The organism is Brevundimonas sp. LM2 (genome assembly GCF_002002865.1).
Lineage (GTDB): Bacteria > Pseudomonadota > Alphaproteobacteria > Caulobacterales > Caulobacteraceae > Brevundimonas.
Window position 1 is genome coordinate 498405 of record NZ_CP019508.1, and the last position, 12799, is coordinate 511203.

The 12799-nt window shown below is 70.3% G+C and carries 10 protein-coding genes; 5 read left to right on the top strand and 5 right to left on the bottom strand.

All coding sequences use genetic code 11. The features are described from left to right. Positions 1–8 precede the first annotated feature (8 nt). Positions 9–1388, top strand: coding sequence for an MFS transporter (locus BZG35_RS02515; RefSeq protein WP_077354207.1), 1380 nt, complete (start codon positions 9–11; stop codon positions 1386–1388). Between the two features lie 21 nt (positions 1389–1409). Here the strand turns inward: BZG35_RS02515 and BZG35_RS02520 are convergent, their stop codons facing one another. Further along, positions 1410–3776: an NADP-dependent malic enzyme gene (locus BZG35_RS02520; RefSeq protein ID WP_077354208.1), complete on the bottom strand. Its 2367-nt coding sequence runs from the start codon at positions 3774–3776 to the stop codon at positions 1410–1412. Between the two features lie 226 nt (positions 3777–4002). On the opposite strand from BZG35_RS02520, the gene BZG35_RS02525 reads away from it, so the two are divergent. Next, positions 4003–5154: a hypothetical protein gene (locus BZG35_RS02525; protein WP_077354209.1), complete on the top strand. Its 1152-nt coding sequence runs from the start codon at positions 4003–4005 to the stop codon at positions 5152–5154. Here BZG35_RS02525 and pyrF read toward each other — a convergent pair. Continuing rightward, positions 5151–5870 (bottom strand): orotidine-5'-phosphate decarboxylase, encoded by a 720-nt coding sequence (pyrF, locus tag BZG35_RS02530; protein WP_077354210.1) that lies wholly within the window; start codon positions 5868–5870, stop codon positions 5151–5153. The two genes, BZG35_RS02525 and pyrF, sit on opposite strands and share 4 nt — an antisense overlap. Positions 5871–5955: 85 nt before the next feature. On the opposite strand from pyrF, the gene BZG35_RS02535 reads away from it, so the two are divergent. Then, positions 5956–6654: a MarC family protein gene (locus tag BZG35_RS02535; protein WP_077354211.1), complete on the top strand. Its 699-nt coding sequence runs from the start codon at positions 5956–5958 to the stop codon at positions 6652–6654. A gap of 13 nt (positions 6655–6667) precedes the next feature. Here the strand turns inward: BZG35_RS02535 and BZG35_RS02540 are convergent, their stop codons facing one another. Next, the gene (locus BZG35_RS02540) at positions 6668–7465 is read right to left on the bottom strand and encodes an SDR family oxidoreductase (RefSeq protein ID WP_077354212.1); all 798 of its coding nucleotides are present in this window, start codon (positions 7463–7465) and stop codon (positions 6668–6670) included. A gap of 7 nt (positions 7466–7472) precedes the next feature. Then, positions 7473–7967: an Rrf2 family transcriptional regulator gene (locus tag BZG35_RS02545; RefSeq protein ID WP_077354213.1), complete on the bottom strand. Its 495-nt coding sequence runs from the start codon at positions 7965–7967 to the stop codon at positions 7473–7475. Between the two features lie 179 nt (positions 7968–8146). On the opposite strand from BZG35_RS02545, the gene BZG35_RS02550 reads away from it, so the two are divergent. After that, positions 8147–10105 carry a potassium transporter Kup gene (locus BZG35_RS02550; RefSeq protein ID WP_077354214.1) on the top strand — a complete coding sequence of 653 codons (1959 nt, stop codon included), beginning with the start codon at positions 8147–8149 and terminating at the stop codon, positions 10103–10105. Positions 10106–10115: 10 nt separating this feature from the next. Next, the gene (locus tag BZG35_RS02555) at positions 10116–11507 is read left to right on the top strand and encodes an RsmB/NOP family class I SAM-dependent RNA methyltransferase (RefSeq protein ID WP_077354215.1); all 1392 of its coding nucleotides are present in this window, start codon (positions 10116–10118) and stop codon (positions 11505–11507) included. Between the two features lie 70 nt (positions 11508–11577). Here BZG35_RS02555 and BZG35_RS02560 read toward each other — a convergent pair whose 3' ends face one another. Next, a complete protein-coding gene (locus tag BZG35_RS02560; protein ID WP_077354216.1) occupies positions 11578–12663 on the bottom strand; it encodes a DUF4167 domain-containing protein in 1086 nt (361 codons plus the stop codon). Positions 12664–12799 lie beyond the last annotated feature (136 nt).

Below are 12799 nucleotides of genomic sequence, written 5' to 3' on the forward strand. Positions count from 1 at the left end.
CCGACCCTATGACTCACGAACCGCCGACCGACGCGCCCGCACCTGTCGCAAAACCCTCAACCGGGGTGACCGACGTGCTCAAGGCCCTGGGTCGGGGTCGGGTGCTGATCGCCCTGGTCATCGGCTTCGGCTCCGGCCTGCCCTTTCTTCTGACCGGCGCGACCCTGAGCCTGTGGCTGCGCGAGGGCGGGACCGAGCTGGCGGCGATCGGCTTCATCTCCTGGGTCGGCCTAGCCTATTCGCTGAAATTCCTCTGGGCCCCGGTGATCGACCGATTCGACGTGCCGCTGCTCGGGCGGTTCGGCCGCCGGCGCGGCTGGATGCTGCTGTCCCAGGCGGTGGTCGGCCTGTCCCTGATCGCCATGGCGATCGTCGGTCCCGAGGGCGGGCTGACCGCGCTCGGCATCGCCGCCTTGGTCACGGCCTTCGCCTCGGCGACCCAGGACATCGTCGTCGATGCCTGGCGGATCGAGAGCGCCGAGGGCGACGAGGATCAGGCCCTGCTGACCTCGGCCTTCCAGCTCGGCTACCGTTTCGCCATCCTGGCCGGGAATGCGCTGATCCTGTTCTTCGCGACCTGGCTGGGTTGGAGCGGGGCCTATGCGGTGTGGGGCGCGGCCATGAGCCTGGCCATCATCGCCACCCTGTTCGCCCGCGAGCCTGTCGACCGCCGCACCCTGGCCGAGGTCACGGGCCAGGTCTCCCTGCTCAGCCCGCGCGGCCTGTTCGATGCGATCGTCGGTCCCTTCCTGGTCTTCCTGAAGACCTATGGGGCGGTAGCGATCCTGATGCTGGCGGCGATCAGCCTGTACCGGCTGCCGGACTTCGTGATGGGACCGATGGTGGGCCCCTTCTACACCGACCTGGGCCTCGACAAGCCGACCATCGGGGCGATGCGCCTGAGCGTGGGCCTGATCGCGGCCTTCCTTGGCATCGCGGCGGGAGGCCTGTTCGCGGTGCGGTTCGGGTTCGGCAAGACCCTGCTGCTGGGAGCCCTGATCGGCCCGCTGTCGAACCTGGGCTACAGTCTGATGGCCGTCGTCGGCCTTTCGACGCCGGTGTTCGGCGGCGTGCTGTTCGTCGAGAACTTCTCCGAAGGCTTCGCCGGCGCGGCCCTGGTCGCCTATATGGCGAGCCTGACCAGCATCGGCTACACCGCCACCCAGTACGCCCTGCTGAGCTCCTTCTATGCGCTGCTGGGCAAGTTCCTGAAGGGCTTCTCGGGCGTGGCGGTCGAGAGCCTGGAGCAGGGCCGGCCCCTGATGGAGGCCTATGCCCTGTTCTTCGCCGGCACGGCGGCGGTCGGCATTCCGGCCGTGCTGCTGTGCTGGATCCTGCTCAAGCATCACCGCAGGGCCGCGGGCCCGACCGGTCCGGAACCGGCCTGATCCCCGGAGCCGCCTGACGGCTCAGACCGTCGGCGGCACCGCCGTCGCCGCCATCGAGCGTTCGGCGGCGGCGCTGGGGTGGGGCGCGGCCACCTCGTCGTCGGGTTCGAAGGCGATGCTGCCGCCTTCTTCATAGGCGGCGAAGGTGGCGGCGGTGATGATCTCCGACACCGAGGCTCCCAGCGACACGATCTGCACCGACTTCTCGAGCCCGACCAGCAGCGGCCCGATCACCGTGGCCCCACCGAGCGCCTGGACCAGCTGGGTCGAGATGGCGGCGGAATGCAGGGCCGGCATGACCAGGACGTTGGCGTCGCGGCTCAGACGCATGAAGGGGTAGTTGGCGCGCAGGGTCGGATCCAGCGCCAGTTCGGGCGGCATCTCGCCCTCGTATTCGAAGTCGACCCCCTTGGCGTCGAGGATGCGGATGGCTTCGCGGACATTGTCGCCGCGCTCGCCCGGGGGGTTGCCGAAGGTCGAATAGGACAGGAAGGCCACGCGCGGGGTGCGGCCCAGTTTCCGGACCGCCGCCGCCGCCTGGACGGCGATGTCGGCCAGGTCCTGCGCGTTCGGCAGTTCGTGGATCGAGGTGTCGGCCACGAACAGGGTGCGGCCCTTGGCCAGGACGATCGACAGGCCGATCAGGCTGTCCTTGACGTCCAGCACGCGCCGCACCTCCTTCAGCACCATGTTGAAGTTGCGGGTGGTGCCGGTGACGACCGCATCGGCCTGGCCGCGCGCGACCATGGCGGCGGCGAAATAGTTGCGGTCCTGATTGATCATCCGCTGGACGTCGCGGCGCAGATAGCCGCGCCGCTGCAGCTTGCCGTACAGCCAGTCGGTGTAGGCGTCGTTCATCTCGGAGACGCGGGCGTTGACGATCTCGATGCCCAGGGCGTCGAAATCCAGACCGGCCTCGGCGGCGTTGCGGCGGATCAGGTCCTCGCGGCCCAGCAGGATGGGCGTGCCCAGCTCGGCCTGTTTGAAGGCCCAGGCGGCGCGGATGACCGTGGACTCCTCGCCCTCGGCGAACACCACCCGCTTGTTCGGGGCGGCGCGCACGGCCGAGCTGATCTTCTGCATCAGGGCGGCGGAGGGGTCGACCCGCTCGCGCAGGGCGGCGCGATAGGCGTCCATGTCGTCGATGCGGACCCGGGCGACGCCGGTGTCCATCGCCGCCTGGGCGACGAAGGGCGGGACGTACCAGATCAGGCGCGGATCGAACGGGGTGGGGATGATGTAGTCGGGGCCGAACTTCAGCTTGCGGCCGCGATAGGCCACGGCGACCTCGTCGGGCACGTCCTCGCGCGCCAGCTGGGCCAGGGCCTGGGCGGCGGCGATCTTCATCTCGTGGTTGACGCGACGGGCGCGGACGTCGAGCGCGCCGCGGAAGATGTAGGGGAAGCCCAGGACGTTGTTGACCTGGTTGACATAGTCCGACCGGCCGGTGGCGACGATGGCGTCGGAGCGGACCGAACGGACCTGTTCCGGGGTGATCTCGGGATCGGGATTGGCCATGGCGAAGATGATCGGGCGCGGGGCCATGGTGGCGACCATCTCGGGCGTGATCGCCCCCTTGGCGGACAGGCCCAGGACCACGTCGGCCCCGACCATGGCCTCGGCCAGCGTGCGTTTGTCGGTGTCGGTGGCGTGGACCGCCTTCCACTGATCCATGCCCTCGGCGCGGCCGCGGTACAGGACGCCGTGCAGGTCGACGACCGTGGTGTTCTCGGGCCGCACGCCCAGGGACTTCATCAGGCTGATGGACGACAGGCCGGCCGCCCCGGCGCCGACCAGGACCAGTTTCACGTCCTCGAACCTGCGGCCGGTGATGTGGCAGGCGTTGATCAGGCCGGCGGTGGAGATGATGGCGGTGCCGTGCTGGTCGTCGTGGAAGACCGGAATGTCGAGCAGGTCCTGCAGCTCGGACTCGATGACGAAACATTCGGGGGACTTGATGTCCTCCAGATTGATCCCGCCCCAGGTGTCGCCGATGTTCTTGACCACGGTGATGAACTCGTCCGGGTCGGTGGTCTTGACCTCGACGTCGAAGCTGTCGACGTCGGCGAAGCGTTTGAAGAGCACGCATTTGCCCTCCATCACCGGCTTGGAGGCCATGTGCCCCAGGTTGCCCAGGCCCAGGATGGCGGTGCCGTTGGAGATCACGGCGACCAGATTGCCCTTCGACGTATAGTCATAGGCCAGGTCCGGGTTCTCGGCGATCGCCCGCACCGGGACCGCGACGCCCGGGGAATAGGCCAGCGACAGGTCGCGCTGCGTCGCCATGGGCTTGATCGGGGCCATGGAAATCTTGCCCGGCAGGGGCAGGCGATGGAAATCCAGGGCGTCCTGGTCGGAGAAGGTCTGTTTTTCGGTCTGGTCGGGCATGATTCAGGCGGTCTCTGACGGGAACAGCCTGTCGTAGCGAGGGGCCGGGGCCCCGACAACCGTTGACGCGCCGCACGCGAGGCCCGGCGGCGGCCCAAAGCCAGCTTCACGCCACGGACGGGAGATTTAACCACGTCCCGACGGCCGCTCTCTCGCGTCTGGCGCATCCGGAACCGTTTCGGGTTTTCGCAATCTAGGGTGCGTGAAACGCCTGGAGTCCGACCCTGTGAAACGCTTTCTGATCTCGACATTCGCCACCCTGATGCTGCTGGCCGGGCCCGTTTCGGCGGGCGAGCGCGCAGGACCGCCCGGGGGCGGCCATCCCGGCGGCGGCGGCTGTATGGGCGGCTGCGGTGGCGGCGGTCATCCGGGCCAGGGCGGCGGCCATTACGGCGGCAACGTCAACGTCAACGTGAATGCCAGCGCCAGCGCCCATGCCAGCGCCTATGCCAGTTCGCATGCAGGCGCGGGGGCGTCGATCGGGGCGCGCGGCTATGACGTCGGGGCGATCCGGGGTGGCGGCTATGGCGGGGCGATCGTGTCCGGCAGCGGCTATGGCGGCTGGGACAGCCTGGGCCACGGCGGCGGGAGCCGCGTGGTCGTGGTCGGGCCCGGTTACGGCCCCAGCCGGCCCTTCGGCTACACGGTCGGCGGATTCGGGCGTCGCTATGTGACGTCGGACGGCTGCGGGGCCTGCACGCCGCCGCCGCCGCCGCCCTGCCATGACCGCTGCGGGGACTATCAAGGCGGATACGCCGGCGGCTACGCCCGGGGAGATCGCTATTCAGACCGGCGCGACCAGGGCGGCTATGCCCACGACGGTCGCGGCCACGGCGACGACTGCGGCTGCGGAGGCTCGCGCTACGTCGCCCAACCCTACTATGCAGCCCCGCTCGAGCCGATCGGCGACCGCGATCGGGCCCACCATGGCGGCTACGTCCAACAGGGGGCCTCGGCCCAGACCTATCAGAGCCGCCGCTATGAAAGCCGTGAATACGCGGCCAGCTACGGCGCCGAGGTCCGGGGCTATGCTGTGACGCCGGTCTATGCCCAGCCCGTCTATGCTCCGGCACCCACCTATGCGCCGCAACCCGAGTACGCACCCCCGCCGACCTACGCCCCGGCGCCGCCTTATGCCCCCGAGCCACAGTACGCGCCTGAGCCGCAGTACGCGCCCGCGCCGCAGTATGCGCCGGAACCGCAGTATGCGCCGCAGCCATACGCCGAGCCGGTCTACGAACCGGCTCCCTATGCGCCGCCGGAAATCACCTATGACGCCCCGCCGCCGCCGGCCCCGCTGGGCTACTATGGCGACCTGCCCCCCGGCGACGACGGGGTCAGCATGCCCTACCGCCAGGAACCCGGCGAGCGCGGCTAGGTCGCCAACGCCATCTCGGCCACGATCCGGGCGGCGGCCGCCACCGGGTCGGGGTCGGCGATGACCGGCCGGGCCACCACCAGATGGCTGGCCCCGGCGGCCAGGGCGGCGGCCGGGGTGGCGATGCGCTGCTGGTCGCCGACGTCGGACCCGGCGGGGCGCACGCCCGGCGTGACGATCAGGAAGTCGGGCCGGCCGGCCTCGGTGGCGATCTCGCGGACGCGGGCCGCCTCCAGGGGGCTGGAGACCACCCCGTCGACGCCGCAGTCGAGCGCCTGGCGCACGCGGGTCTCGACCAGGTCGGCGGCGCGGGCCGAATAGCCGATCTCGGCCAGGTCCGCGTCCGACAGGCTGGTCATGACGGTGACGGCCAGGATCTTCGTCGCCAGCCCGGCCCGGCCCTTGACCGCCGCCCGCATCACCTGGGGCTCGGCATGGACGGTCAGCAGGTCGCAGCCGCCCTCGGCCACGGAACGGGCCGCCCCCTCCACCTGGGCCCCGATGTCGTGCAGTTTCCAGTCCTGGAACACCGCCTTGCCCATGGCGCGCAGGTCGTGGGCGAAGGCGACGCCGCCCGGGCGCGCCAGCAGGGTCAGGCCGATCTTGTAGACGGTCACCCCCGCGCCGAGCCGATCCACAAGGGCGCGCGCGGCCTCGACCGAGGGCAGGTCCAGCCCGACGATCAGGCGCGCGTCCGATAGGGCTGACTGGGTCATCGACGGGCTCCGGCGGACCGGCTAGACCGGGCGCGAGGGTTCGCGTCGGGCGACCGGCGATGGCTTATGGGCTGAGGGACAGGGAATGAACGCGCTCGATCTGGGGGTCAACCTGTTCGTGGCCCTGTTCGCTCTGGTCGATCCGATCGGCAACATCCCGATCTTCGCCGCCGCCACGGCCGGGGCCAGCGTGCGCCAGCGACTGTCGGTCTCGGCCCTGATCTGCCTGTTCATCGCGGTTTTCCTGGCCTTTTTCTTCTTCACCGGCCTGGGGCTGCTGCAGTTCTTCGGCATCTCCCTGGCGGCCTTCCGGATCGCGGGCGGCATCCTGTTGCTGCTGCTGGGGCTGGACATGACGCGGGGCGACTTCCTGACCATGTTCGCCGACGCGGACGCCGCGGCCGACGCCAAGGACGTGCGCGGCTATGCCCAGCGGCGGTTCAAGCGGCTGATCGTGCCCTTCGCCATGCCCCTGCTGATCGGCCCGGGGGCGATCTCGACCATCATCATCCAGGCGGGCGAGGCGCAGAAGCTGGGGCCGGCGGGGACGGCGGCGGGCCTGCTGGCCATCGGGGCGGCCGCCCTGGCCACCTTCGTGACCTTCGCGGCCACGGGGCCGATCAGCCGGGTGCTGGGCGACGTCGGCATGGCCATCATCGTGCGGGTTCTGGGGCTGATCCTGTGCGCCCTGGCGATCCAGTTCATCCTGGCCGGCCTGGGCGAGGCCCTGCCCGGCATGTTCGCCACCGGGGTCACCGCCCCCTATCCGGCCGGCGGCCACTAGGCTCAGGCGGGTCCTAGATCCGCTTCAGCCGGCGCGCATGGCCGGCGACCATGTTCAGCGCCAGGCCGTCGGGCAGAAGCTTGCCCAGCGCGGCCAAAGCGTTGTTCATCACCCCCGGCGTGACCCTCGGCCGGTCGGCCTCGCAGGCGCGGTAGCCGACGCGGGCGACGCGGTCGGCGGTCTGCCACATCCAGGCGGGATAGGCGGAGGCGACCTCGGCCCGGGTGCCGTTGACGTCGTGAAACTCGGTCAGGGTGTAGCCGGGGCACAGGGCGGTGACGTGAACCCCGGTGCCGCGCGTCTCCAGCCACAGGCCTTGCGACGCCTTGATCAGAAAGCTCTTGATCGGGCCGTACAGGGTGTCGCCGCCGGTCGCGGGCATCTGGCCGGCCAGGGAGGCGACGTTCAGGATGCGCCCGAACCCCCGCTCGACCATGCCGGGCAGGACGAGACGCGACAGGGCGACGGGGGCCGACAGCATGACCTGGATCATGGCCGCGTGCTGCGCCGGATCGGTGGCCAGGTAGCCCGTGGTGCGCGAGAAGCCGGCGTTGTTGACCAGGCCGTCAATCTTGAGGCCGAGGGCGGAAATGGCCTCGATCAACCGTTGCGGCGCATCCGGTTCGGCCAGATCCGCCGCGATCACGAAGACATAGACGCCATGCTTCGATACGATTTCGTCGGCGAGGGCGTTTAGGGCCGCCTGGCGCCGCGCGGTCAGAATCAGGTCCCAACCGTTCTCGGCATAGACCCCGGCCAGGGCGGCGCCGATGCCGGCCGAGGCCCCGGTGATCAGGATACGGCGGCGCACGGCCTGGTCAGGCGAGGATCAGGCCGGAGGCGCGGACCGCCTCGGTGCAGGCCCCGTGGACGGCGAGCCCGGCCAGGGCGGGGGCGTTCTCGGCCAGCAGGTCGGCGATCGTGATGCGGCTCAGCGCCTCGGACGCGGCCTGGTCGGCCAGGGTCAGCACCTTGCCGACCTGGCGGGGGATGTGTTCGCCGATAGGACAGCCCTTGGCCCCCGCGGGCGCGGAGCCGAGGTGGGCGCAGCCGTTCACGGCCTTCAGGACGGCGTCGAGCCGGATCTCCTCGGGACGCAGCAGCAGCCAGGATCCGCCGGACGCCCCGGGGCGGGTCGCGATCAGCCCGGCCTTGGCCAGCAGGGCGGTGACGCGGCGAATGACCACGGGGTTGGTCGGCACCGAAGCGGCCAGGATCGCGCTGGGCGCCGCATGGGCAGCATCATACGCCCCCTTGTGAGCCAGATAGGCCAGGGCGTGGGCGGCGACGGGAAAGCGTTGGCTGTCTGACATCTTTGTCCGGTTTCAGTCCCTAAAGTAGGCACCCCGACGGCGAATCACAAACCACGCGTTTGGATCGGGTCGACACGCTGCATCGGAAACCGTTGCGACGCGATTGAAACGCCCGCGCAATGGGCCTAAAGGCGCTCCGCTTTGATGGGTCCGCGTGGCGCGGTGCCCGGAGGATTTTCATGGCCGGGGATCTCTCCCCAGGCGACGGCGCTTCCCCCGCCTCGCCGACCAAGCCCCTCGAGGGCACCCCCGCACCCGCGGTCGCTTCCGGACATGCCAAGGCCGGCTTCTGGGCCCTGACCATCGGGGCCATCGGCGTGGTGTTCGGCGACATCGGCACCAGCCCGCTCTACGCGCTGCGCGAGGCCATCGGCCATGCCCAGCGCGGGGTCGGCGGCGAACTGGCCGTGATCGGCGTCGTCTCCCTGGCCTTCTGGGCCCTGATGATCGTCGTCACGTTCAAATACGTGCTCTTCCTGATGCGGGCGGACAACAAGGGCGAAGGCGGGACCCTGGCCCTGATGGCCCTGGCGACGCATGCGGCCGGTCGGCGCAGCGCCTGGATCTTCGGCCTGGGCGTCTGCGGGGCGGCGCTGTTCTACGGTGACGGCATCATCACGCCCGCCATCTCGGTGCTGTCGGCGATCGAGGGAGTCAAGGACGCGCCCGGCGTCGGTACCCGGCTGGACGCCTTCATCGTGCCGATCTCGGCCGCCATCCTGATCGGCCTGTTCCTGGTCCAGTCGCGCGGCACCGCCGGTCTGGCCAAATATTTCGGCCCGATCACGGCCGTCTGGTTCCTGGCCCTCGGGGCGCTGGGCCTCTACCACATCTTCGACGATCTCAGCGTGCTGCGGGCGCTCTCGCCCCACTACGGCGTCATGCTGCTGATCAACGACGGATTCCTGGGCTTCATCATCCTGGGCAGCGTCTTCCTGGCCGTGACCGGGGCCGAGGCGCTGTATGCGGACATGGGGCATTTCGGCAAGTCGCCGATCCGCATGGGCTGGCTGTGCTTCGTCCTGCCCTGTCTGACGCTGAACTATCTGGGTCAGGGCGCCCTGATCCTGGCCACGCCGTCGGCCGCCGAGAACCCGTTCTGGTCGATGGTCCCGACCTTCGCCTACTGGCCGATGCTGGCCCTGGCCACCGCGGCCACCGTGATCGCCTCCCAGGCCGTGATCACCGGGGCCTTCTCGGTGACCCAGCAGGCGGTGCAGCTGGGCCTGCTGCCGCGCATCGACATCCGCTTCACGTCGGAGACCCAGGCGGGGCAGATCTTCGTGCCGGCGGTCAACACCTTCCTGATGGTCGGGGTCCTGACCCTGCTGTTCGTGTTCCAGAGCTCGCACAACCTGACGGCCGCCTACGGCGTGGCGGTCACCGGGGTGATGCTGATCAACACCCTGATGGCCTATTCGGTGATCCGGCGGAAATGGAACTGGTCGATCTGGGCCACCCTGGCAGCGCTCATTCCGTTCGGCTTCATCGACAGCGTGTTCCTGACCTCCAACCTGCTGAAGATCCCCGACGGAGCCTGGCTGCCGCTGGTGCTGGGCGCGGTCCTGGTGCTGATCATGTGGACCTGGACGCGGGGGTCGCAGATCCTGTCGGCCAAGGCCAAGAAGGACAGCCTGCCCCTGGTCGACCTGATCGAGATGCTGCGGGCCCGCCCGCCGCACCGCGCCCCGGGCACGGCCATCTTCCTGACCTCGGATCCCGACGTCGCCCCGGTCGCCCTGATGCACAATCTCAAGCACAACAAGGTGCTGCACGAGAAGAACATCATCCTGACGGTGCGCTCGACCGACCGGCCGCGCGTGCCCGACAGTCAGCGGGTGACGATGGAACCCATCAACGACGACTTCAAGAAGATCACCCTGTCGTTCGGATTCATGGAAAGCCCGCAGGTGCCCCGCGCCCTGGGCCTGTGCCGGAAGCAGGGGCTGAAGTTCGACATCATGTCGACCAGCTTCTTCCTGGGTCGACGCTCGGTGGTGCCGTCCGCGTCGCAGGGCATGCCCCTGTGGCAGGACAAGCTGTATATCTTCCTGATGCGCAACGCCGCCAACCCGACCGACTTCTTCCACATCCCGCCCGGCCGCGTGGTCGAGCTGGGCGCGCAGGTGTCGGTTTGAGTCTTTCGGCATGAGTGGGGGCACGCCCAAGGGCAAGAGCTCGGCGGCGCGCGGTCGCCGCATGGCCGACAAGGCGCGCGGCCCCCGACGCGAGCCGATCCAGCGTCCGGCCGAACCCGATGGCGCGGTCGACATCGGGGTCGAGGCGCGGATCGCGGCCGGCGTCCTGCTGAACGCGGCGCTGGAGCGGCGCAACGGTCTGGACGAGGCCATGGCCCTGCCGGTCGTCGCCGACCTGCCGGGGCCGGACCGGGCCTTCGCCCGCGCCGTGGCCATGGCGGCCCTGCGCCGGCTGGGCGAGATCGACCATATCCTGAACCAGAGGCTGCAGAAGTCGCCGCCCGAGGCCGTGCGGACGCTGCTTCGCGTTTCGCTGGCCCAGACCCTGGTCCTGGGCACCCCCGCCTTCGCGGCCGTGTCGACGGCGGTGAAACTGGCCGAACGTGACGCCAAGACCCGGCCCTACAAGGCCCTGGTCAATGCCGTGCTGCGCGGGGTCGAGCGCGAGGGTCCCGGCCTGACCACGGCCGAATCCAACCTGCCCGACTGGATCGCGGCGCGCTGGCGCCAGGCCTATGGGCCCGCGACCCTGGCCGCCATCGCCCTGGCCGCGCGCGAGGAGCCGCCGACCGATCTCAGCCTGAAACCCGGTGAAGACGCGGCGCCCCTGGCCGAGGCGCTGGAGGCCACGGTCCTGCCCGGCGGGACGGTCCGATCCGGCGTGCGCGGCGATGTCTCGGCCTGGCCCGGCTACGACACCGGCGGGTGGTGGATCCAGGACGCGGCGGCGGCCATCCCGGCCCGGATGCTGGCCCCCAAGACCGGCGAGAGCGCGCTGGACATGTGCGCGGCCCCGGGCGGCAAGACGCTTCAGCTGGCGGCCTCGGGTGCCTCGGTGGTGGCGCTGGACCGGTCGGAGGCGCGGCTGCGCCGCCTGCGCCAGAACCTGGAGCGGACCGGTCTGTCGGCCGAGATCGTGGTCACGGCGGCCGAGGACTGGGACGATGACCGGACCTTCGACGCCGTGCTGCTGGATGCGCCCTGTACCGCCACCGGCACCCTGCGCCGCAACCCCGAGGTGCTGCGCGCGACCAAGCCGGCGGAGGTGGCCAAGCTGGCCGACGTCCAGCACCGGCTGCTGGACGCGGCCGCCCTGCGCGTCGCGCCTGGCGGCCGGCTGGTCTATTGCGTCTGTTCGCTGGAGCGGGAGGAGGGCGAGACCCAGATCATCGCCTTCCTGCGCCGCAACCCCGACTTCCGTACGGTCCCCGCTGACGTGGTTTCCGTCGGCGCGCCGGAAGAGGCCCTAACGCCCGAAGGCTGGCTGCGGGTGCTTCCGTCCTACTGGCCCGCGCAGGGCGGGATGGACGGCTTCTTCATCGCCGGACTGCAGCGCGTCTGACGTCTCGTCGTCGAATTCTCCGGTGACTGTCTTCGAAGTCACCGGATTTCGTCACCGAATTCTCGCCGAATTATTCGCCGTCGGCGGGGGCCTCGACCTTGCGGCGAGGGGCCCGGCGTTTGGGCGCGGCCTCGTCGGCCGGGGCCTCGGCGGACGCGGGGGCTGACGAGCGGGTCAGGAAGCCGGGCAGGGCCTGGGTCGTGTCGCTGTCGGCCTCGACCTTGGGCGTGCGGGTCCGGCGCGCGGGCCGTTCCGGCTTTTCGGCCGCCACGGGTTCGGCCTCGACCGGGGGGGTGTAGGCGATCGGGGCCGTCGAGACGACGGAGTCCGATCCGCTCTCGCGGTGACCCTCGGCGCGTTCGGTCTCGGAACGGTCGCCGCGGTTCTGGTCACGCCCGCCTTCGTTGCGCCCGCCTTCGCTGCGGTTGCCCTCGGCCTCCTCATAGGTGCGGGTGTCGGGCGTGCCGCCCTCGGCCTCATAGCGCTTGTTGCGTTCGTCGCGGCGGCGTTCCCAGCGCTCGCGGCGGGTCTCGCGACGGCCGCCCTCGGCCTGTTCGCCGTCGGCGCGCGGAGCCTGTCCGCCGTCTTGGTTCTCGCGCGGAGGACGCGGGGTCCACTCGCGGTCGCGGTCGCGGTCGCGGTTCTGGTTCTGCTCGCGCGGCTGATCCTCGCGCGGAGGCCGCGGGGTCCATTCCCGCTGTTCGCGCTGGGGTTGATTGGCCTGAGCCGCCTCGGCGTCGCGGGCGTCGCTCTGCTGCTGGATCCGGTCGGCGGCCTGCTGGGCCGCCAGGAAGGCCGCGGCCTGGGCCCCGGTCTCATCCTCGAAATCGATGTCATAGCCCTGATTGGACAGCTCCCGCGCCGCGATCTCCGAAACCGGACGCTGGGGCTGAAGGGCGCGCAGGACGCGGAAATAGTGCTCGGCGTGCTGCAGATAGTTCTCGGCCAGGACCCGGTCGCCCGACGAACCGGCGTCGCGGGCCAGCTGCTGGTAGCGCTCATAGACGGTCTGGGCATTGCCCCGGACCTTGATGTTCTCGGGGCCCTGCGAGTCCCAGGACCGGTTCGGATTGGCCGCATTGGCATTGCCGCCGCTGCCGCCGCCGGGCTTCCGGTTGCGGCCGCGCTGGCGCTTCATGCCCTTGAAATCTCGCATCGAGGCTTACCGTGCTGGTTCGGCGTGGCCCTGCGCGCCGATGGCGAGGGAGACAGGCCGGTTTCGTGGTTCCGGTTCGCTTGGGGCCAATCCCCGGCAGCGATGTGATCGGAAAGACTTGTGTCGCCCTTCGTGG

Excerpts from the sequence above, each read along its gene's own strand:
- pyrF (WP_077354210.1), bottom strand. The coding sequence starts at position 5,870 with ATGACCCAGTCAGCCCTATCGGACGCGCGCCTGATCGTCGGGCTGGAC.
- BZG35_RS02555 (WP_077354215.1), top strand. The coding sequence starts at position 10,116 with ATGAGTGGGGGCACGCCCAAGGGCAAGAGCTCGGCGGCGCGCGGTCGC.
- BZG35_RS02520 (WP_077354208.1), bottom strand. The coding sequence starts at position 3,776 with ATGCCCGACCAGACCGAAAAACAGACCTTCTCCGACCAGGACGCCCTG.
- BZG35_RS02535 (WP_077354211.1), top strand. The coding sequence starts at position 5,956 with ATGAACGCGCTCGATCTGGGGGTCAACCTGTTCGTGGCCCTGTTCGCT.
- BZG35_RS02515 (WP_077354207.1), top strand. The coding sequence starts at position 9 with ATGACTCACGAACCGCCGACCGACGCGCCCGCACCTGTCGCAAAACCC.
- BZG35_RS02545 (WP_077354213.1), bottom strand. The coding sequence starts at position 7,967 with ATGTCAGACAGCCAACGCTTTCCCGTCGCCGCCCACGCCCTGGCCTAT.
- BZG35_RS02550 (WP_077354214.1), top strand. The coding sequence starts at position 8,147 with ATGGCCGGGGATCTCTCCCCAGGCGACGGCGCTTCCCCCGCCTCGCCG.
- BZG35_RS02560 (WP_077354216.1), bottom strand. The coding sequence starts at position 12,663 with ATGCGAGATTTCAAGGGCATGAAGCGCCAGCGCGGCCGCAACCGGAAG.